This is a genomic window from Pseudoalteromonas sp. PB2-1, from assembly GCF_045040605.1.
GTDB lineage: Bacteria > Pseudomonadota > Gammaproteobacteria > Enterobacterales > Alteromonadaceae > Pseudoalteromonas > Pseudoalteromonas arabiensis.
In genome coordinates this window covers 3,507,450-3,530,151 of sequence record NZ_CP090667.1, presented here as the reverse complement: position 1 = coordinate 3,530,151, position 22,702 = coordinate 3,507,450, and the positions used below count along the sequence as shown (strand labels likewise).

Genomic DNA, 22,702 nt, shown 5'->3' with positions numbered 1-22,702 from the left:
CTACCCACTTGCCAAAAAGCCACGCATACTAATCCTGAAATAACACAGTCAGGGATTAAGATGATAAAAGCATTGTTGATTGGTACTTTACTTGTTGCTGGGCAAGCGTTTAGTCAAGAAGTATGGCAAACAATTCATACTGAGCATTTCAATGTCCATTTTAGTACAGAAAATCAGCAATGGGCTCAATCAGCGGCAACCGAGCTGGAAATTGTTCGCAATAAGGTGTTAAAACAACAAAACCGCGCGTTGGATGAAGTGATTGATGTTGTTGTTTTTGATCCATTTAACGCATCTAATGGCTTTGCTTTACCGGTTACAATCAAGCCTTTAATGGCTTTATTTACGACACCTCCACAATCAGATTCGATGATTGCCAATACAGATAGCTGGCAGCAATTACTCATTTTGCATGAGTACATTCATTTGGTTCATTTGGCTCAGCCTACACGCAGCTTGCCTCGACAAGCAATTAGAAATATTTGGGATCTCTACGATTTATCACAAAGCGATATGCCCCGCTGGGTCGCAGAGGGTTATGCAACGCTATTAGAATCAAAAATGACGGGGCGTGGCCGTTTATACGATAATCTTTCCGAAGCCATACTGGTTGAATTTGCACAGCAAGGCGCACTGCCAAGCTATGGGCAATTAAATCGTACTGAAGACAGTTATATGGCCGGATCAATGGCGTATTTAATGGGCGCTCGTTTTCTCGCTTGGTTAGAAGATAACTATTCTCCAAAGACCCTTGATGCTGTGTGGACACGTATGCAAGCGGTTAAATCGCGCGATTTTAATGACGCTTTTAGCGGTGTATTGGGCGACTCACCTGAGCGGCTTTATCGTCGCTTTATTGCTGAATATACTTATAGAGCAATGGCTAAAGAGGTGAGTGAGCAAACACTTACAAGTGAGCTTTGGTTAGAGCTTGATTTATATGCATCAAACCCCGTTTTAAGTTTAGATAATAGTAAACTCGCTATTGTAGAGCGAAACAAAGATGATGAAACGCGGCTAGTTATTTATAGCACAGCCGATAATCAACAAGCAGCAGATGATTTTGCAAAGCAGCAACAACAGCTGCTTGATAACGATCCTGTTGATATTGCCGATAAAGCACCGAGTGTGTTTAAACGTAAACAAAAGCACGTGCTTCATCAAATCAATAAGCAGGGTATAAAGAATCCGCAGTGGCTAGACGAAAATACACTGTTTTTTAGCGCTACAACAACCGTTGGTAAAGGCTCAATTCAGGGTATCTCGGACTTATATCGCTATGATATTGAAACTGGTGAGATAAGTGCATTAACCCATCATGCGGGGCTGCGTCGCTTTACAATTAGCGATAACGGACAAACTGTTTACGCCGAGCAAACTAGGCATGGCTTCTCGGAGTTGGTGCATTTTGATCTCAATACGGGTGTCTCTACGCCTTTATTTGAGAAGAGCCTAGAAACGGTTTATGACTATCCATTACTAAGTCCTAATAAAACTAAGCTTGCATATTTAAAAGTGGCATTGAATGCAAATTGGCAGTTGTATATACAAGATCTAAACTCCCAGCAATCAATAGCTGTGCCTATGCCTGTGGGCTATCAGTATGTGTCACAACCTAATTGGCAAGCAGATGGCAAAGGGCTTTATTTTGTCGCTGGTAAGAATGCCGCTCTCGATTTGTATCATTATGATCTTAATAGCTACTCACTACGCCAATTAACACAAGGGCAAGAAGCCGTCGCACACCCAATGGCAATGAATAACGGTGAACTTTTGTATTTATCGATCACTGCTGAGGGGCCGAATATCAAGCATTTTGCAGAGCAACCACAAGGATCAGAGGTTACTAAATTTGCTAAAAGCGCAGCGCCACCACGAGGGCAGTTAACGAGCGAAGTATTACCTGAGGCGAAGATTTACCAGCAAAGTCCAACCCAGCCAGCCAATTATGATATATGGCAACAAAAACCAACCTTTTCGTTAGCATCTCAATATTATTCGGCTTCATCTTCGCTTCTTACCCTTGGGCTAAAAAGTAGTGATTTCTTGAAGCAGCTCGATTTACAAGCAGGCTTTAGTGTTGATTTACATGATAAAGCACTAGAGGGAGTGTTCGCGGCAGCTAAATACTCAGCGTTTGATTTAAAATTTAAAGCGCTGTTATTTGATTACGACCTTGAATCAGCAAAACAGTACCATTCACAAACGCCGCTAAATATTGGTAACACAGGTGCACATGTTGCCATGAGTTACCCGATGCAGTTTCAGCAGTTAAATATCACACCGACATTAAGTTACAACTACAGTAACTATGCCCAAGGTGACGATCAATGGCTAAAGCTAGGACTTAAGCAGCAATGGCAACATGATAGACAGCATTATGGTATTAGTCAGTCCTTGAGAGCGGAATGGTTATCCGGTGATGCTGACTCAAATAATTGGCAGGGTTATAACTTTGCGACCGTACTGAGTGGTTATGCCTTTGATGTTCCTGTTTATGTAAATTTTGCTCAGCAATATCGTGATGACCATACACTTGCTTTAGGTGGCTATGAGTCAAATTTAATTAATAAAGACACGCAAAGCGGTTTTGTTAGTGCACCTGAATTGCCACTTTTTAGCCAGCTTGGTAACCGTTATAAAGGTTATGGCGGGGGCATTAGTTACAAAGATTCATTACCTTGGCTTTACTACCAACAGCATCAAGTTGATAACCGAGTCTATGCGCAAAGCTACGGTCTCAAGTGGCGAGGAGACTTTAGCTTTGGTCTGGGACCTGCGGGTTTAAATGATGTAAATATTGACTTTGGCGTCGCCCGAGTAGAAAGCGACGACTTTGAAAATGATTTACGCGCTTGGCTAAGCTTTTACTACTCGTTGTAATACTAACAAGATGCGCAGTTAAATACTGCTTGTCCATACGCTAAATATCTCAAGTCTTATTTTATTCTAAATAGACTGTAAACGAAGGCGGCAGTATGCTGCTTTAACTTTACAGTCTGTATGTGTTTCTTGCCACTTACAGCTTGGCAGTTTTTTCTACCTCATTGCTTTCTCTGTGGGCCTCATTAAAATGCCGCGCTCTTTTAAATCACTTAAAAAACAGTTGTTTACATGTTTAGTGACGGTGATTGATAAATTGCTAACTTATTAACTAAATTGTAACGAGAGGGGGTTGTTTTGGCGCACTTTTTGCCGATTATTTCATGTTTTATTCTAGCGTTTAGCTTTTATCCGCTATTAAATAAGATTCGTAAAAATCGTAGTGTGTCGGGCGTATCACTGTTGATGATGAGTTTTGGTGTCGCACAGAGCATCTACTTCATTACTTACAATTTATATTTTCAACGTTTTTACATGGTACTGCCGTTTATTGTAACGGGCATGCTCAGCGGTTTAATTCTCTATTACTTTGTTCGATATAACGCAGCTCGCCAGCAGCGACTGCAGTTAGCAGGATTGTTGGTGCTATGTGTTGTACCGTTTACTTTGTTGCTCAGTCCGACGCTTGATATGGCCACTGTACTTAACTGGTTAACTTATGTTGGCTTGGTGATGAGTTCGATTCGTGTTATGCCGCAAACTTATAAAACCATTAAAAGTGGTGATATTAGTAATTTAAGTGCTCGTTATTTTAGTCTGCAATTTATTGCTGGTAGTTGTGGCCTTGGCGCTGAGCTGTCGATGGTGGCACCGAGTGTATCGCATATTTTAACGTTTGTGATGATCTTACTAACAAATGCGGCACAACTTGGCTGTATCCAATATTATAAATCACGCCCTGCAATGGCATAGGCGAAACAATGAGTAAAAAAGGCTGCCAATTGGCAGCCTTTTTTACTGTTGGTTAAGCGTCTAATGCTTTGCTAATTAAGCGATTAATATATTGTTTATGCGCTTTAGCAGCAGTATCTGCTCCCCAAGGAGTGCTGATATCAGCAATTTGGTTAAGTTGATAAAGAGCCGCAGCTTTAGCGAGATTATCGTGCTTACTGGCTTTAGTTAAACCGGCAATGGCAATCAGTTGATTCACATACTCAACTTGTAAGTTATGACTTAACGTATTTGCTTTTTTGCCATCGACAAAAATGCTTGCTGTTAAGTCATTCATAAATTGGTTAAGTGAATACTCATTACCATATATAGCACTGTCTGAAATACGCAGCATCACAGCAGGGTGTAATAGCTGGGCAAGTACCAGCTTTTGCATGCCTAAAATCATACCATGTGGTTTAGGATCTTCATTTTTACCATAGTGATTAAAACCGCGGCGCTGTTGTAGCAGGTAGTTATAAAGTGGTTGCATGCTAGCAAGTACATGTGGAGAGAACACTTTGTCGGCTAAAATCTGCATTGCCTGTTGTTGGCGTTCAAGTGACACAGGAGTCAATGGCGCGCCATTTTTATCATCACCTACGACATTGCGTTCTACATAAACACCACCTATTTGACGCGACACCACGCCTGCTTGTGTTCTATAGCTAGCAAATAAAATATTAGCTGAGGTAACAAGCTGTTGGTATGACTCACCTTCAACGGTGGCTTTATCTTTCAATTCAGAAAACAGCGTATTGATAAGTGCCATGCGATCATCTGCATAAGCTGCAGGGTTAGATGACATATCGCCAATCATTACACGAGGGTCGATATGGCGACCCGGAGCACGCATGTCGTCAGCATCATTACCAAATGCGAGTGCATGCTCTGATGAGCGAGCAAGAATTTTTTCAAGGCGCTGTTGCTCAGCATCTGCATCGGCTAGTGCTTGGCTGTAGCCATATTCAATCGCCCAATCATCATAAGGGCCTGGCTTAGTTTGGAATATATCGCCTTGTTGCATGCCAATAGGCGCAATGTTGGCTGGCGCATAATCCATCACCGAGCCTGTCACGATACCTTGCGTTTTACTCTTGTCGTGAACTTCTTTTTCATCCCATAAAATCGATGACTTCATGTTGTGGTTTAACCCCAGTGTGTGACCTACTTCATGGAGAATCAGCTGGGTTAAGCCTTGACGTAAAATTTCTTTATCTTCAATACTTGCTCTAGTCCCTAAGCCTTTTGCAAGTAGCATGTTTTCTTGAATAGTGTGACCTAATGAACAGTGTAAGTTAGGATTATTTTCGTCAGAGGTTAATGAGGCTGCGCCTTGCGTATATAAGGTCTCGTACATCCAGCGATTTTTCATAAAAACATACTCTAACATGATGTCAGAGCCTAAGATCTCGCCGGTTATTGGATTAGCAAGGGCAGGTCCATAACCACCAAAAGGTGGGCGTGGAGAGGCTGTCCAGCGTAATACGTTGTAGTTTATATCGCCAGCATCCCAATCTGCATCGTCAGGTTGAATTTTTACTTGAATAGCGTTTTTAATGCCTGCTTTTTCAAATGAGGGGTTCCATGCAAGCACGGCGTCGCGAATCGTGTCACGCCACTCAATAGGGGTGGTGTTTTCAATCCACCAAGTAATTGGTTTGACTGGCTCAGAAAGTGCAGCTGTAGGGTCTTTCTTTTGTAAATCCCAACGTTTGATAACGTCCTCGTAAGGTGCCCAGTCAGCAGAAGTCATATTATCAAATTGGTTTGTAAAGTAACCGATACGCGCATCATCATGGCGTGGCTGATAATTATTTTTTGGTAAAGCAACAAAGGAGTGTTGTACTTTAATCGATACATTGCGAGGATCACTTATTGCTGTAGAGCCACGTACACTAGGATTGGCATTAGTAAACACATAATCGACAGTGATATCTAAATTGTTGGGGTAAGGACGATGCTGAACAATGCGCGATTTTTTATCGTCTAATTTTCCTAATTTGAAACGCTTTTTAGCATTTTTATCGTCTGGATTTGGCCAAGGAGATACCTTATGTAGTGCTTCACTTATAAGCAGTTTATCAACATTAAATGCTATTTTATCGTCTTCTTCTTTCTCAATTTTGATGCTAGCGAGCACTGCTTCACTGATATTTGCATCAGCAGAGCGAGCCAGAGCGGAGTGTTGATCAAATTTATAACGAGGGGTTTTGCTTATAATATCAATACGGTCAAAATACTTTCTAAATTCAATGAGTTTTGTTTCACGGTACGCGCCTCTGAAGTGACCCGCATCGGTCACACCATCTACGGTATGTGCAAAATAGACAAAGGGTGTATCAAGTTGTGATTGGTCTATGACCATTAGGTTTTCACCTGTTTTTTCATCTTGATAAAGAGTAAAAATACCTGAGTATTCGGTTTTATCTTTAATCATCTCAGCCAGTGTTTCAGGCTTTTTGTCCTCTTTTTTGGCTGCAAGTGCATGCCCATTTATGGCAAAAGCAATGCTTAACGCCACAGCAATATTGGTTGTTTTCATTTTTAGTCGTTCCATTTGTTTTTTTCAGGCACGAGTTTAATGAAATTGCTAATTGATAGAAGTTTGTTTGTTAACAAGTGTAAAGCGCTCTCTCTAATATCATGAAAAGTTGAGAGTTTTATTTAGTAACAAATTATTTTTAGCTGTTGTAGGTGTATTAGGCTCTTTTTGTAACAGTTACTTACAAATGTCACATTAATGTTTCTGTCAGCTTTGGTATGATAGAGGCAGTAGAAATTTAAAAGGTGTAAGTTATGCGCACGAATGTATTGAAATGGATGTTACCATTTGCTGCTTTAGCCCTTGGTATTGCTGGCTTTGTAGGTATTAATGCTATTGCCCAAGAGCCACAAGATAAAGAGGTGGTTGACTCTAGACCCCTTGTTCGAGTGGAAGCTATCTCAAGTGATGACCATCAAGTTATTATTAACAGTTATGGTGAAGTTAGACCGCTTGAAAGTACTCTGCTTGCATCTCAAGTCGCAGGTGAAGTCACAAGCTGGCATCCAAACTTTGTTGCAGGTGGCATTGTTGCTCGTGGTGAAGTGTTATTCACGATTGAAAAAGACAATTACGAGGCCGCTGTATTACAAGCCGAAGCATCATTGGCGAGTGCTCAAGCTGCATTAATTGAAGAGCAAGCACAAGCAAAGGTCGCGCTCGATGAAGCTAAGCGTTATCCAGAACGTGAGCGTACGGACTTATTTTTACGTAAGCCACAAGTTCTAAGTGCGCAAGCTGCGGTTAAATCGGCTCAAGCTGCACTGAAACGTGCAGAGCGAGATTTAGCACGATGTGAAGTTAAAGCTCCTTATGATGCGTTGGTGATAAGTCGTGAAATTGGTGTGGGTCAATATATTAATGTAGGCAGTCAGGTTGCTGAGTTAAACAATATTGAAAGTGCTGAAATTATTGTCCCTATCGCAGGATTCGACAGCGTATTTTTACCTAAACGAATTAAAGGCATTAAGGCTACGATTATCAATAAAGGCCTAAATAGCTTTACCCGTGAAGCGGTGGTGGACCGTGACTTGGGTGTCGTTGATAACGCAACACGTATGAGCAACTTGGTCGTTCGTGTCGATGACCCATATGGTTTAAAGCATGATGTACAACCCATTAAATTTGGCGCTTATGTGCAAGTTAATTTTGCCGGTGCCACATTGCAAAATATCTATCGCTTACCGCAATCATTGGTTAATAATCAAACCGTTTGGGTGGTTAACGATGAGCAAAAACTAGAGCCACGTAAAGTGACTGTTGTTCGCGAAGAAGGTGAATATTTTTATATTAGCGATGGCTTAAATATTGATGATCAGCTTGTACTGACACTGCCTGAGTATCCGCAAGCGGGTATGGAAGTAAAAGTAGCCGGTATGCAAGAAATGACAAGCGATGCAGGTGAAACTGCTGCTGTCGAAAAGCTGTAAGGTGGCTGTATGAGTGATACAACAACACAGAAGCAGCCTGGTTTAATCGCCTATTTTGCTAATAACTCGGTCGCTGCAAACTTAATGATGTTTTTTATCCTTGCTATGGGGATACTAAGTTACTTTACTATTCAGCGTCAGATGTTTCCGAATATTGAGATCAATTATATTGAGGTGCAAGCTAATTACCCAGGGGCATCACCACAAGAAATTGAAGAAAGTATTCTGATTAAAATTGAAGAGTCGCTCAAAGATGTGACCGAAATTAAACGTGGTGTTTACCGCGCATTTCGTAACAATGGGCGTGCTAGCTTAGAAATTAATACCGATGCAGAATTAACCGACGTTCTTGATAAAGTAAAACTTCGCGTTGACGGAATTGCGACCTTTCCTGCGGGGATGGAGCCGGTGACAATTAGTCAGGTCGAGTTTCGTCAAGATGTTATTGGGATGACATTAGTCGGTGATGTGCCACTCACAGAATTAAAGCCAATAGCTAATCAAATTGAAGATGAGTTATTGCAGTTATCAAATGTGTCTTTGGTGCAAAATGATGTGCCGCTTGATGAAATTGCAATTGAAATTGATCCAGATTCTCTGCGCCAATATAACTTAACATTAAGCGATGTTGCTAATGCCGTACGCCGCTACTCAGCGAATATTTCAGCAGGTCAATTACGCACTGATGCAGGAATTATTTCTGTACGTGTTGAAAACCAATATTACAGTGGTGATGAGTTCCGTCAAATCCCTGTAAAGGTGGGAGCTAACGGTGCGAAAGTCTTGTTACAAGACATTGCTGTTATTAAAGACCAGTTCACAGAGGGTGAGCGTTACTTTAAATTCAATGGTGAAAATGCAGTGTATTTATCGGTTAAAGCAACGAAAGAGCAAAATATGATCCCCGTTGCTGACTCGGTGAAAGCATACATAGATAAAAAGAACAAAGAGCTGCCTGTGGGTTTACGTCTAGAACCACTGATGGACATGACGTATTACTTGAATGCGCGTTTAGACATGATGAAAAGCAACCTTTTTCAAGGCGCTATCTTAGTGGCTATCATGTTGTCTATCTTCTTGCGCTTTAAACTAGCACTTTGGGTAATGATTGGTTTACCAATTTGTTTCTTAGGTGCCATGATGATGATGCCTGTTTTTGGTATCACTATTAACATTGTATCCCTATTTGCGTTTATTATGGTGCTGGGTATTGTCGTTGACGATGCAATTGTCATAGGGGAAAGTGCCTACACTGAGATAGAGAAAAAAGGGGGCGGCGTCGTTAACGTTGTGAACGGTGCCAAACGTGTAGCAACTCCGGCAACGTTTGGGGTATTAACGACGATTGCTGTATTTGCGCCATTTACTTTATCAAGCGGCCCTGAGAGTGCTTTTTTCTATGGTATCGCGGTCGTCGTTATTTTATGTCTGGTATTCAGTTTAATAGAATCAAAGCTTATTCTACCTGCGCACATTGCCCATACTCACTTTCCACCTATTAACCCTGAGAGTTGGCGAGCACGTTTTAACAAGCGCTTCTTTAACTTTGTGAATGGCCCGTATAAACGCTTTATTGAGCGTTGTGTTGAATGGCGTTGGTTAGTGTTATTCTCATTTATTGGTCTTTTGATTTTGACATTCGCTTTAATTTCGTCAAATCAAGTACGTGTTGTACCAACACCAAAAGTCCCCCATGATTTTCCGCAAATTAACCTAGAAATGAATGAAAATGCATCTGATATACAGACCATTGAAGCAATTCGTGAAATTGAAGCCATGGTTAAAAAGGTTGATCAAGAGACAGAACGTGAGTTTGGTCACACATTATTACGTGATATTTTGGTCTTTAATCAGGGGCGTACTGAAGCACAAATCTTAGCACCATTGGTAGATGAGGACTTGCGTCCATATAATGCTTTCGAGCTATCGCGACGTTGGCGTGAACAGATGCCAAACATTGCCGGTGTTAAATCATTGCAAATCTACGACGATGTAAATGGCGGCGGCAATGATGGCGAGTTTGGATACCTGCTTTATGGGCCCGATGTTGATACTTTAAATGATGCGGGTCGTCGTTTTATTCAGTTGCTGCAACAGCAAAAAGGCTTATTTGATATTAGCTCGACAATTGACCCTGCTAGTAAAGAAGTCCAACTTAGCTTAAAACCAGTTGCTTATGATTTAGGCTTAGACCTTGCCACAATTGCCAATCAAGTTGGTGCAAGTTTTTACGGCGGAGAAGCCCAGCGTGTAATTCGTCGTGGTGAAGAAGTACGTGTAATGGTGCGTTATCCTAAATTAACGCGTGAAGCATTTGCTTCTTTAAAACATGCGGTAGTGACGACACCTGCTGGCAAAGAAGTACTGCTTGGTGATGTGGTTGAGCTAACCGAAAAGCCAGGGATTAGTTATATTCGCCGTGAAGGTGGCTACCGTACTGTATATATCTACGGCAGCATTGACGAAGAAACCATAGAACCAGGTGAAGTGGTCAAGCAGGTCGACGACGTACTACTGCCAAAGCTTAAAGAAGAGTTCCCATCAGTGAAAACTGAATTAGGCGGTGCCATTGAAGAGCAGCAAGCACAGGCGAATGAGCAATTAATGTTTTTTGCTGCAGGGATGTTCTTAGTGTATATCTTACTTGCGGTGCCACTCAAAAGTTATTCACAACCATTGATCGTTATGTCGGTGATTCCGTTTAGCTTGACCGGTGCTATTTGGGGGCATTATTGGTTTGATTTAGATATTAGCTTAATGTCAGGCTTTGGCTTAATTGCTGCTGCAGGGGTGGTGATCAATGACTCTTTAGTTATGACTGACTTTGTGAACCAAGCTCGACGAGAGGGAATGTCAACTCGTCAAGCTGTTATTGAGGCAGGTTGTGCACGCTTTAGAGCAATTACTTTAACGTCAATTACAACCTTTGCTGGCGTACTCCCTATTATGTTTGAAACGAGTTTGCAGGCAAGGTTTGTTATTCCTATGGCAGTGGCCCTTGGTTTTGCAGTGATGTTTGCAACTCTCATTACATTGGTACTTGTTCCTTGCCTGTATATTGTGATGAGTGATGTAGGCCATGTGTTCTTACGTTTTTTCCGTTCAGTGAAAGAACTCATACCAAATCGACGTGCGGTAAGAGATTAATGACTAAGCCAACCTTCGGGTTGGCTTTTTTATAGCTTATTTGTGACTAGTAATTGCTTGTTATACATATCTTTCGGTTACATTCTTTTGTTTGATTTGTTTTCAACTGAGGATTATACTCATTTCAGTTTTTGGCAAACTAACCGAAAGGTTAGGACGCAAAGTTTCCGGTCTAAGGTTTTGATTACAAAGCTATGATAGCGGGGCCGCTGAAAAGCGCACATTCTTCGTGCTTTGGATCTATTGCCTCAAACTAAAATTGTATTTATTTTGTACGGCTGTTATTGGATAGTACCTACTAGCTGTTCTTAGGGTGTTACTTTGTTTATGCATATGTCACTGGCTTCTGGAAAGTGGTTGCCGATAGGTTGCTTAAATCATCATACTCAGCTTTTTGTTGGGGATAAGGTGGTTGTGACTTTTTATGATGCGCAAGGTGAGTTAGCTGATTTGTCATTTCAGTACCCTATTACTAGCTCTGATGAGGGTGAGCCTCATAATTGGCCTCGTTCAATTGCTGAGCATATAAATGTGCACATGCCCATGATTCGAGCAGGAAAAATAACAGAGCAGGGTCTCATCGTAGCATATCGGCTCAATCAGATTTATGCATTAGAAAGCACGGGTATAACCCATGTAAAAGTGGCATTTAACTGTATTGCGAAGTGCGAAAAGAAAATAAAGGATAAAAATCAAGAGTATGATTATGTTTATCCGCAAGCATGCAATGCTTACAGCTCAGGTGTAAAAGTACTACAACCAAAGACTGGCCATATTTATATGTGTAAACCTTGGCCGTATACAGAGTTTTGTCGTGTGAAAGAATCACACAACCCACTCTATGAACCTGGTGTGGGTAAAAGTTGGCCCATGGCATGGCAGCAAGTATCACATTGATAGTTTCCCCCTAAATGCTATTTAGCATTGTTTGGCCCACTCAATTTGAGTGGGCTTTTTTATTTCTGTGTTAGACTCGGGTCATTCGTTTTTAATCGTGGTTTTTCCTGTGTCGCAAAATTCTTATTCTCTGTCTTTATTAACGCCTACCCCTGTAGCTAAAAAACAACCTCATCAATTAACAGCTCATCAATTAACTCGTACTGATAATTACTACTGGATGCGTGACGATGAGCGCGAAAATGCAGACGTGTTGGCACATTTACATGCAGAAAATGAATATTGTGAAAAACAGCTTGCCAGTATTAAACCACTACGAGAAGCGTTATTTAACGAACTAAAAGGGCAGATAGTTAAGGATGATAATACCTTTCCTGTAAAGGATGGCCAGTTCTGGTATCACTCAGAAGTTCGTGGTGATGATGAATATGCGCGCCATTACCGAAGTCGTTCAATTGAAGCCCGTGACAAGCAGTTATTGTTAGATGTAAACCAACTAGCCAGTGATTATGAGTTTTATGAACTAGGTGAAGTCGCAATTAGTCCTGATGAGCAATTACTTGCTTATTCTGAAGATACCGAAGGCCGCTGTATTTACACCGTGCGTTTTAAAAATATTGCCAATGGCGAAGTATTCAGCGATGTACTTGAAAACACAGAAGGGCAAATTGTTTGGGCTAACGACAGTAAAACAGTTTTTTATGTGAAAAAAGACCTACAAACTTTATTGGGTTTTCAGGTGTATCGCCATGTTTTAGGCACCCCACAAACCGATGATGTTTTAGTGTATGAAGAACAGGATAAAAGCTTTTTTCTAGGACTTGGCAAAAGTCGAGATGAAAGCTTAATTATTATTGATCTGGCTACGACTGAAATGAACGATACTTGGGTACTTGATGCTAACAATCCCGAGGGGGAGTTCAGCGCGTTAATGCCGCGTGAAGAAGGCCATGAATTTGATGTTGATAAGCTTGGCGATACTTTTTATATAGTCACAAATTGGCAAGCCAAAAACTTCCGTTTAATGACTGCCACAACCGACACAATTGCTACAAAAGAACAGTGGCAGGAGCATACTGCGCACCGTGATAATGTGTTATTGGAAGGGGTCGAAATATTCAATGACTATCTTATTTTAACTGAGCGAGAGCTTGGTCAAACCCGCTTTGTGGTTGTTGATAAGCAGGAAGAGCGACTCACATTAGAGTTTGAAGACCCTTGTTATTATGCTGCAATAGCGATGAATCCTGAGCCTAACACTCGCTCTGCACGTATTTATTACTCAAGTCTAACAACACCAGGTTCATTGTATGATGTTGATTTAAAAACGGGCAACAAAACGTTATTAAAACAACAGCAAGTACTTGGTGAATTTGACCCAGAGCACTATCGTTCAGAACGACTAATGATCACCGTAAGAGATGGTGAGCAAGTACCAGTGTCATTGGTGTATCGTATTGATAAATTCAATCAAGATGGCTCTAACCCTTTGTTGCAATATGGGTATGGTGCTTATGGCGTTACCACGGATCCGAGTTTTTCTAGTTGTTTATTGAGCCTGCTTGATCGTGGTTTTGTTTATGCCATTGCCCATATTCGTGGCGGTGAAATGCTAGGTCGTCATTGGTATGAACAAGGTAAAAAACAGCATAAACAAAATAGCTTTAACGATTTTATTGATGTTACTCGCTCACTCACTGAGCAAGGCTATGCACATCCACAGAAGGTGTTTGCCTCAGGGGGAAGTGCTGGCGGTTTATTAATGGGGGCTGTCGTAAATCAAGCACCAGAGCTTTATTTAGGCGTGGGCTGTCACGTACCTTTTTTAGATGTGCTGACAACCATGCTTGATGAGAGTATTCCTCTTACAACGAATGAGTATGATGAGTGGGGTAACCCAAATGATCCCGACTTTTACGAAGTCATTAACGCTTATTCCCCATACGATAATATTACGGCTCAAGCCTACCCAAATATATTAGTAACGACGGGTTTTCATGACTCGCAAGTACAATACTGGGAGCCGATGAAATGGGTTGCGAAACTGCGTGAGATAAAAACAGACGACAATATTGTTGTGTTTAAAACGGATATGGATGCCGGACACGGAGGCGCTTCTGGACGCTTTAAAAGCCTTGAAGAGAAAGCGCTTGAAATGGCCTTTTTTATGGCTCTATTAGGTTGAAAATAACCATTTTAAAGCTAATATTACCTTAAACGTAGTAAGAGTGATGTTTGGTTATGTTTAAGCCCCATGGGGAGTGGTTTTATAAAATAAGCCCTCCTTGCGTATTTATTGAGTTTAGAGGCTGTGTTAATAAAGAGGCGTTTGTTGACTTCACGAATAAAATAGCAGACGAAATAACAGGCAACTCAATAAAAAACCTTCATCATTTAATAATAAATGTTAAGCAGTTTGAATTAGCCACCGCAGAAAGCGTTCATATAGCAAAAGCTTATTTTGAAACGGTTAAATCACGTGGCTATAAACAAGTTGATTATGTGGCACCTAATAGTGTGGCTCAAAGTTTGATAGAGTCTGTGTGGAAAGACAGTGGACTCAGGGTGACCTTTCATAAAGATATAAATAGCTTCCTTGAAATTAATCCGCAGTGTGAAGAAATGCGAGCTTGGTTAGAGTCAGCAACATAAACTATAAGCCTGCCCATTTGGGCTTTTATTAAATGAGCTTGCAAAGTACCCAATAGGTTATTGCTCAGATCCCCAAAATACCTTCTAGATTCATTTTAAAACGGCGCGATAAATTTAAAATCGCGTTGCTTTTTAAAATGACTTTATAATCACCACAGTCGGTCGGTATCAACTCACTGATTGCTTTTTTACGAACTAAAGTAGAGCGATGAATACGAATAAACCCCTTACTTGCCAGCTTCTCTGTTAAGTTTTTCATCGTTTCGCGGTGTAATATTGGGCGAGGACTATCTTGGCAATGCAACTCTACATAGTTACCAGCCCCATTTATCCATACGATTTCTTCAATATCAACAAGCCTCACTTTGCCTACATCTCGGACGATTAAATGGGAGTTTTCTTGTTCTTGCACGTGTTCTTGATGATGTGCGCTGGCAAGGGGGCATAAATGAATAAGCTTCTCAAAACACTGATTTATTCGCATAGAATTTGCAGTTGTAAGTATAAAGTCAATAGCACCTATTTCATAAGCTAAGTTAGCTAATTGCGCCGAATCAGCAACAATAACAAGCTTTAAATGCTTGGCAAGCTCTGTTAGTTGTAGCAACTCAAGAGAGCTAGGCGATGAATTGAGTTGATAAAAAGCAACGTGAGTATTTTCAAAATTAAAACTGCTCATTTCATTAATGACAGTAATGGAGTGAAAACTATGGTGCCGTGTTATTGCGCTTTCAAGCATTTTTGCAAATTGCGGCTCTGCGATATGTATTATGCTGTTAAATAAAATGCTTTGCATTGTAGCTCCGAATGTAGCGTACCTGTTAAAAACAATAAGACCGTGTCTGTTCCTATTTTCTATTCAAATTATTTTACAATTTAGTTGTCCCTCAAAATATTCCGCTTATCCCTAATTTTAATCCGCTTACAAAATGCAGCTATCTGAAATGCATAAAGCCCAATAATGTGGCGAGCTGTAACTAAGTGGTTACAAATAATTTTCAGGGGAATTACCATGATAAAAAACGAAAAAAATCCACGTCCATTATTTGTCTATTCTGCAATTGCGATGGCAATGATGGGAGGCGTGTCGGTAAATGCGGTGGCACAGGATGAAGAATTAGAAAAGGTTGAGCGTATTCAAGTGACAGGGTCGCGAATTCGCTCTGCAGAAGCTATGTCTTCAGCACCTATTCAAGTTGTTGATAGCTCGGCTATTGATGCTTCAGGTTCATTAAACATTCAAGACTTATTACTTGAAAACCCAGCATTTGGTACACCGGCAATTAGTCGTACAAACTCAAACTTCAATACTTCAAGTGCAGGTGTTGCGACGGTAGATTTACGTAACTTAGGCTCGAACAGAACGCTTGTACTTGTGAATGGCCGACGTTATGTTGCCGGTGTTCCTGGTAGCTCAGCCGTTGATTTAAATACCATACCAAGTCAGTTTATTGAACGTGTTGAAATTATGACTGGTGGTGCATCGTCGGTGTATGGTTCTGATGCTGTAGCGGGTGTAGTTAACTTTGTCCTTAAAGATGATTTTGAAGGAATAGAGTTTGAAGGCCAGTATGGTGAGTCTAAAGAAGGGGATGATCAATCTAGACAATTCTCAGTGACTTCTGGCTTTAGTGGCTTGGATGATAAAGGGAAAGTAATGTTTCACCTAGGTTATTCTGACCAAGGTGGTGTTTTTGCTCGAGACCGTTCACGTTCTTCTGTTGACCAAATTGCTCAAATTGCTTTTGAAAATAGCGAAACAGGACAAGCGAGTGATATTTTTGAAGCTGTACGTCCATTTTTCTCATCATTTCCTCCACAGGGACGATTTGATGCGGGTGACACGCGCTTTACGTATAACAGCAACAACGTCTTACAAGACTCATTCAGCACCAATGGTGGTGACGGTGTTGAAGCAAATGGCTTTAACCGAAATGGTGTAAGGGCACTCGCAATTCCTACAGAGCGTTACTTGTTTGCATCTAACGGCAGCTACGATATTACCGATAAACATACGTTCTTTTTTGAAGGTACATATGCATCAACATCAACTCAGTCTGAGCTAGAACCTTTTCCTTTTGCTTCAGATGATATTTATGCTAACGGGCGTGTTCCTATCGAATTTTTGGTTAATGATGAGCTACTGCGTAATGCATTTGTACCGGATGAAATCTATAACGCAGCAACAGACACTGATGGTGATGGCTTAAGAGATATTTTCTTTGCAAAACGACTCTCTGATATTGGTAACCGCGGCGCACGAGCTGAGCGTGATACTTTCAGACTAGCAGTTGGTTTCCAAGGTGAAATTAACGATAGTTGGTTTTATGACACCTACTATGTATACGGTAAAACAAAAGAAGCGCAGCTTTCTAGTGGTTTAGTTAATGTACAAAGCTTTCGCCGAGGTTTAGAGGCTGTTATTGATAGCCAAGATTTAGACAATGATGGAATTACCAACGAAGCAATTTGTTTGGATGCCACTGCAAGAAGCTTTAATTGTGCTCCAGTCAATATTTTTGGTTTTAACTCTATGTCGCAAAGTGCAATAGACTTTGTTCGAGCGCCAAGCATGTTGTCGACTTCTGTAGAGCAAGAGATTATCGGTGGTAATATCACTGGTGATTTATTTGAATTACCTGCAGGTATGGTCGGTATTGCAGCAGGTTTTGAATATCGTGAAGAGTTCTCACGTAGTGAGTTTGATGCACTACAACAAGCTGGCTTAAATGCAGGTAATGCAATTCCTGCTACAGAAGGTGAGTTTGATGTAACAGAGTATTATGTAGAGGCTAATATTCCAGTACTTGAATCTGTTACCATGAATGCAGCAATTCGTTTGTCTGATTATTCAACAGTAGGAAACACAGAAAGTTGGAATGTGGGTGTTGATTGGGAAGTTACTGAGGATTTACGTCTTCGTGCAACACGCGCTCGTTCTACTCGTGCTCCTAATATTGATGAACTATTTTCACCACCTTCTCAAACTTTCCCTAGTGGCTTAAATGATCCTTGTGTAGGTGTCTCTAGTACGGGTGATGGTGCTCTGGGTGATGCGTGTCGTGCCGATGTTGGTATTGCAAATAACATCGCGACAAATGGTGAGTTTACGCTAAACCAGTCAGATTTACAGGGTATCAGTGGTTTCAATCGTGGTAATCCTGATTTAAAAGAGGAAGTGGGTGATTCCGTAACCGTGGGTGTAGTGTTTACACCAGAAAGCTTAATCTCTGGCTTAGATATCACAATCGATTATTTTGATATCGAGGTAACCGATGCAATCGTTCCAACACCACGCCAATTTATACTTTCGCAGTGTTATGGTGGCGGTGACGACAGTTTTTGTAACTTTATTACTCGTCGCAGTGCCGCAGCAGGTAATAACAGTGCTGGCTCACTTGAGTTTATTGACAGTGGACAATCAAATAGTGGTGGTATAAGTACTGAAGGGGTTGATTTGACCTTAACTTACTCTAGTGACATCGGTCCTGGTCAATTCAGAACGCGTTTAGCGTATACTTACCTAATTGATGGTTACACAATTCCACTACCTGGTGCCGATAAAGATGAGTTTGCTGGTGAGGTAGGCTCTTCTGAGCATAAGGCTAACTGGAACTTTGGCTACAAGTATAATGATTTTGACTTTAATTGGAGCTTAACATTTATTGGTGATGCTGCTTTTGATGATCAATTCTTAAATTCGTTTGATAACATTCCTGCAGGGTCTGTAGGGGTTGGTTCCGTTACTTACCATGATGTTCAGGCAAGTTATCATATAACTGACTCAATAGAGTTGTATGCAGGTGCAAATAACTTATTTGATAAAGAACCACCACGTATCATTTCAGGTGTAACTGGTTCAGATACAGGAGCTGAAACTGATGCAGGTACGTATGATCCTATCGGTCGAACTGTCTATGTAGGTTTTAGAAGTAAGTTTTAAATAAGTGATTTAATGCCACTTATACCAATAAAAACGCCACTGATAACAGTGGCGTTGTTGTATCGAATAAGAGGCTTTAATGTAGATCATGAATCGCTTGTTGTTTAACGATTTTCCCTACGTAAAGCCCTCTTTTGAGGGCTTTTTATTTGCTCAAAGCTTTATCATTTCGACTCTATAAAGACTCATGCTTACTTAATGCCATTAAGTCATATGAATGATGGCTAATTCATATTTACAAGTTATTTGGTCATCCAGTCTGATTTAAAAAGGATATAGCGAGCAGGCTAAAATGCGCTTTATAAATGCAACCCGTTAAGCCCAATAAAAACGCCACTAATAACAGTGGCGTTGCTGTATTGATACTCAGAGTCTAATGTAGAAGATGAGTTATTCGTTATTTAACTATATTTCCTACGCAAGCCCTCCTAGAGGGCTTTTATACTTAACCTAGGTAAGATTTTAGCATCCAAACTAGCTTCTCTTGCTCTTTAATGTAGTCACTCATCAGCGCCGCAGAGCCTTCATCATCAGCATCACCTGCTTGAGATAAAATATCGCGTTGCATTTGAATGAGTGTACTGTAGCCTGCTAGTAAGTTTTCTACTGCAGCAGTGCCTTCAGTAATATTTTTTGCTTCGCTTATCTTACTTGCTTCAATGTACTCTGAAAATGCGTGTACTGGTGTGCCGCCTAAAGTCAGAATACGCTCCGCAATTTCATCAACTTTTTCAAGTAATAAGTTATAAATTTCTTCAAACTTAAGGTGTAATTCAAAAAAGTTACGACCTTTGATATTCCAATGAAAGCCACGTGCGTTCATGTATTGAATTTGGTAGCAGCTTAATAAAGAGTTTAGTGACTTTACGATATCTTCACTTTTTGCGCTGTTTAAACCAATTGCATTTACCTGTGACATAGATTGCTCCTTAAAAATAGCTGTTAATATTTTACTTTACTTGCTAGTACGTGAGATTAAGTATTAGCCATTTCCAGTAATCTGTAAAATGGTTTAATTCGAACATGGTGATAGCTTAAACCTATCAATGGCTGTTTTAGTTAATTTTCACACTATCAAATAAGATTGGACGACCTATTACATAGGTTTGGGGCGAGAGAGCAAAAAATCTACCTAAATGCGTGATTATTTTAAAATAAGGCAGATAACATGATCTAAAACAAGGTTTGGATTGGCAAGCAACTAGTCTGATTTAGAAATTGATTTAGGTCAAAAAAACAACATTTCAGAAGCGCATAATGAGTTTACCGCATTTATTTAGGAGAAGAAAAATGGACGGTAAAACAGCGAAAGAAAACAAAGCTGAAATAGTGGTTGTTGTGATTGCATTACTTGCTTTTGTTATTGGTTTAGTAGGGCATTTAGCAGGTGCTAGCTTTGCAAATTTTGATACCTTTGGCTATATCGCTGCGCCTATCCCGCTTATTCTGGGTATTATCGTATTGATTTCATACAAAGTGGCAGCAAGTGCTGAAAAATAAGGCGCAATTAGTCTTTGTTGATAAGCTTTATAATGTAATCCATTACTTGGCGTGAGTAGATCATACTGGTGTGACTTAAATGAAACACCTTGTGCTCTGCCATGCCATTGAGCTTGGTTTCATCTATTAGCACTGTGCCATCAGAGACACTGCCTTTAGAAATTAATGGCATGAGCCCTATAGGTAAATCCCCAGCGATACTGTAAAGCTTTGCTTTAAATGGCCAGTCGCCGTTTTCAGACAATAAAAACTCGACACTATTTTTAAGTAGCATATCGAATCCTTTTTGCTGCATCTGTTTAGCAATATGGCTGCCTTTGTGTGGAGTGCCGAGCGTAATAACTTTTTCTACATACTTGCTTTGCGAAGAACTCGCTTCAAGGTAAGCGCGCGCAACGAGCCCCCCAAAGAGTGACACACCATGGCTGTTGGTTTGTCGCCAATGAAGTGATCAATCTTATCAAAAATAGCCGCTCTATTAGGGGATAGCGTGTTGTAGGTCAAATTAAGTATTTTTAACCCAGACTTTTCAAGGCGTGTACACAAGGGGCGCATGACAAAACCTGACATATAAAGTCCATGTAACACTACAACTTGTCTAATTGCCATCGCATACCTTACATCAATTGCTGAGGTTTAATTTCAATATTTGCTGTATCTGAGCTAACCCATACTTCACCATCTTGAATAGTGATTGTGAGCTTAATATTACGATCTGCCAGTGCAGCTAATGCCTGAGTCGCGGCATAATCGAGACTAAAAATACTTAAGTTTTTAAAATCATACAACTTAGGTTGATGCTTTTGCCACCAAATAGTTTGGTTATTCTCGCCGTAAGTATACAAAACAACCTGTTTGGCTTTATTGCAGGCTTTTTTCAGACGTTTTTCATCAGGTAAGCCGAGCTCAATCCAAAGCTCAATTTCTTCGCTGTAGTTTACGTGCCAAAGCTCGGGCTCATCATCGGCGCATAAGCCTTTGGTGAACTCTAAACCTTCACGGGCATTTAGCGCAAAAGCGAGTAAGCGGATCATCAGCCTTTGCTCGGTCTCTGATGGATGCTGTGCAAGGGTTAGATTGAAATCTTGATAAAGGTGGCGGTCCATATCGCTTAGCGATATTTGTGCTTTGATAATAGTTGATTTAAGAGCCATAACTGCTTACTTGAAAAAATTTGCGTCATTATAGCGCAATTCCAAGCTGAGCCAGTTAAAATAGCATGCAATTTATTTTTTAGGAGTAAAATATGGCCATCCAGTGGTTCCCAGGGCACATGAATAAAGCCCGTAATGAAATCAAAGAAATTATGCCACAAATGGATGTGATCATTGAGGTGCTTGATGCCCGTATTCCTTACAGCAGTGAAAACCCTATGGTAACAGCGCTGCGTGGCGATAAGCCGGTCATTAAAATCATGAATAAAGCTGACCTTGCAGATCCTAAATTAACGCAAGCGTGGAAAGACTACTTTGAGCAGCAAAGTGGCGTTAAAGCGATTGATTTTGGTAACGATAAAGCAGGTGAAGTACATCGTATTAATGAGCTTTGTAAAAAATTAGTGCCGCATAAAGTGGGTGCTGATAAGCAAATTAAAGCCATGATTATGGGTATTCCCAATGTTGGTAAATCAACGCTAATTAATACACTAGCAGGCCGAATTGTAGCAAAAACGGGTAATGAACCTGCGGTAACTAAAGCTCAGCAACGAATTAAACTTGATGATGGCATTATGCTTTACGACACGCCTGGCATGTTATGGCCAAAAGTAGAAAACGAAAACTCAGGTTATCGGTTAGGGGCAACGGGTGCAATTCGTGATACGGCCATTGATTATGAAGAGGTGGCAAGCTACACCGCCGAATATTTACTGCATGCATATCCTGAACTTTTAAAAAGCCGCTATAAAATTGATGAGCTACCAGAGTCTGACTGGGAGTTTGTTGAAATGGCAGGCAAAAAGCGTGGCTGTATTCGTGGTGGAAACCAGATCGATACTTATAAAATGTCTGAAATTCTTATTAACGAATTACGAGATGGCATTATTGGTCGCATTACCATGGAAACGCCAGCTATGCGTGAAGAAGAAGAGCAAATGGTTGCACAGCTTCGCGCCGCGTTAGAGGCAAAAAAAGCCGCTAAAGAAGAAGAGAAAAAGCAACGTCGTGCCCGTGCGCGTAAAAACCGTCGTTAAAATTAAACGTTAATTTTTAGACATAAAAAAAGCCCTGAAAGGGCTTTTTTAGTTTCATATCTACCGTCACCGATATGAGCAATGTAGCAAGTAAAATAAGTAGGGTGCCCACATATTGCCAACATCAAGGGGCGCTGCGGCTAGCAATATGTGAGCTAAGCTTTAACGTGGCGACACGTGTTTCAGGGTCTTGAAACAATCAGGTTATCCCGTACAAGTCGTAATGCTCTTTCGTCTTGTTGATATTGATTATCAGTTAGATTTGGCAGTCTGTCAATGCATAAATAAAAATAATTATCATTTCCATGCTTTGTTTTTCGACACATTGATTACTTTATTTCAGACATAAAAAAAGCCCTGCAAGGGCTTTTTTAGTTTCATATCTACCGTCACCGATATGAGCAATGTAGCAAGTAGGTGATCACCTGTTGCCAACATCAAGGGGCGTTGCGGCTAGCAACAGGCGATCTTAGCTTTATCGTGGGCCACACGTGTTTCAGGGTCGAGAAACAAATCAGTTTATTCCGAACAAGTCATAAAGCGTTGTTGACTTGTTGATAGTGATTATCAATTAGATTTAACTA

Annotated in this window: 14 protein-coding genes, 1 pseudogene and 1 riboswitch; of the genes and pseudogenes, 10 read left to right on the top strand and 5 right to left on the bottom strand. The window is 40.7% G+C overall.

Going from position 1 to position 22,702, the window contains the following annotated elements; all coding sequences use genetic code 11:
- Positions 1-60 precede the first annotated feature (60 nt).
- Together L0Z67_RS16510 and L0Z67_RS16505 are read left to right on the top strand one after the other, a co-directional pair.
- On the top strand, positions 61-2,883 hold the full coding sequence (locus L0Z67_RS16510) for a TolB family protein (RefSeq protein ID WP_405128271.1): 2,823 nt from the start codon (positions 61-63) through the stop codon (positions 2,881-2,883).
- A gap of 297 nt (positions 2,884-3,180) precedes the next feature.
- The gene (locus L0Z67_RS16505) at positions 3,181-3,795 is read left to right on the top strand and encodes a hypothetical protein (protein ID WP_062567487.1); all 615 of its coding nucleotides are present in this window, start codon (positions 3,181-3,183) and stop codon (positions 3,793-3,795) included.
- A gap of 52 nt (positions 3,796-3,847) precedes the next feature.
- Here L0Z67_RS16505 and L0Z67_RS16500 read toward each other — a convergent pair whose 3' ends face one another.
- The gene (locus L0Z67_RS16500; RefSeq protein WP_062567488.1) at positions 3,848-6,358 is read right to left on the bottom strand and encodes a zinc-dependent metalloprotease; all 2,511 of its coding nucleotides are present in this window, start codon (positions 6,356-6,358) and stop codon (positions 3,848-3,850) included.
- A gap of 254 nt (positions 6,359-6,612) precedes the next feature.
- Between L0Z67_RS16500 and L0Z67_RS16495 the strand changes: the two genes are divergently transcribed.
- The 5 genes from L0Z67_RS16495 to L0Z67_RS16475 all read left to right on the top strand — a co-directional run bounded on the left by L0Z67_RS16495 (position 6,613) and on the right by L0Z67_RS16475 (position 14,484).
- On the top strand, positions 6,613-7,788 hold the full coding sequence (locus L0Z67_RS16495) for an efflux RND transporter periplasmic adaptor subunit (protein WP_062567489.1): 1,176 nt from the start codon (positions 6,613-6,615) through the stop codon (positions 7,786-7,788).
- A gap of 9 nt (positions 7,789-7,797) precedes the next feature.
- Positions 7,798-10,935 carry an efflux RND transporter permease subunit gene (locus L0Z67_RS16490; protein WP_062567490.1) on the top strand — a complete coding sequence of 1,046 codons (3,138 nt, stop codon included), beginning with the start codon at positions 7,798-7,800 and terminating at the stop codon, positions 10,933-10,935.
- Between the two features lie 123 nt (positions 10,936-11,058).
- Positions 11,059-11,149, top strand: a riboswitch (cyclic di-GMP riboswitch).
- A 113-nt stretch (positions 11,150-11,262) separates the two neighbouring features.
- Positions 11,263-11,832, top strand: a complete 570-nt coding sequence (locus L0Z67_RS16485; RefSeq protein ID WP_237115283.1) for a chitin-binding protein — start codon at positions 11,263-11,265, stop codon at positions 11,830-11,832.
- Between the two features lie 109 nt (positions 11,833-11,941).
- Complete coding sequence (locus tag L0Z67_RS16480) at positions 11,942-14,017, top strand: S9 family peptidase (protein WP_405128270.1); 2,076 nt, start codon at positions 11,942-11,944, stop codon at positions 14,015-14,017.
- Between the two features lie 56 nt (positions 14,018-14,073).
- Positions 14,074-14,484 (top strand): hypothetical protein, encoded by a 411-nt coding sequence (locus tag L0Z67_RS16475; protein ID WP_062567492.1) that lies wholly within the window; start codon positions 14,074-14,076, stop codon positions 14,482-14,484.
- A gap of 64 nt (positions 14,485-14,548) precedes the next feature.
- On the opposite strand, the gene L0Z67_RS16470 is transcribed toward L0Z67_RS16475, so the two are convergent.
- The gene (locus tag L0Z67_RS16470) at positions 14,549-15,280 is read right to left on the bottom strand and encodes a LytTR family DNA-binding domain-containing protein (protein ID WP_228074352.1); all 732 of its coding nucleotides are present in this window, start codon (positions 15,278-15,280) and stop codon (positions 14,549-14,551) included.
- A 216-nt stretch (positions 15,281-15,496) separates the two neighbouring features.
- Between L0Z67_RS16470 and L0Z67_RS16465 the strand changes: the two genes are divergently transcribed.
- Positions 15,497-18,427, top strand: a complete 2,931-nt coding sequence (locus L0Z67_RS16465) for a TonB-dependent receptor domain-containing protein (protein WP_130150937.1) — start codon at positions 15,497-15,499, stop codon at positions 18,425-18,427.
- 445 nt (positions 18,428-18,872) lie between these two features.
- Here L0Z67_RS16465 and L0Z67_RS16460 read toward each other — a convergent pair whose 3' ends face one another.
- On the bottom strand, positions 18,873-19,346 hold the full coding sequence (locus L0Z67_RS16460) for a Dps family protein (RefSeq protein ID WP_062567494.1): 474 nt from the start codon (positions 19,344-19,346) through the stop codon (positions 18,873-18,875).
- 371 nt (positions 19,347-19,717) lie between these two features.
- Between L0Z67_RS16460 and L0Z67_RS16455 the strand changes: the two genes are divergently transcribed.
- Complete coding sequence (locus L0Z67_RS16455) at positions 19,718-19,927, top strand: hypothetical protein (RefSeq protein WP_130150938.1); 210 nt, start codon at positions 19,718-19,720, stop codon at positions 19,925-19,927.
- Positions 19,928-19,934: 7 nt separating this feature from the next.
- Here the strand turns inward: L0Z67_RS16455 and L0Z67_RS16450 are convergent.
- Together L0Z67_RS16450 and L0Z67_RS16445 are read right to left on the bottom strand one after the other, a co-directional pair.
- Positions 19,935-20,536, bottom strand: a pseudogene (locus L0Z67_RS16450) (alpha/beta hydrolase).
- A gap of 8 nt (positions 20,537-20,544) precedes the next feature.
- Entirely contained in the window at positions 20,545-21,081 is a 537-nt protein-coding gene (locus L0Z67_RS16445) for a YaeQ family protein (RefSeq protein ID WP_062567497.1), read from the bottom strand.
- Positions 21,082-21,173: 92 nt separating this feature from the next.
- Between L0Z67_RS16445 and ylqF the strand changes: the two genes are divergently transcribed.
- Positions 21,174-22,118 (top strand): ribosome biogenesis GTPase YlqF, encoded by a 945-nt coding sequence (ylqF, locus tag L0Z67_RS16440; RefSeq protein WP_062567498.1) that lies wholly within the window; start codon positions 21,174-21,176, stop codon positions 22,116-22,118.
- Positions 22,119-22,702: the final 584 nt, after the last annotated feature.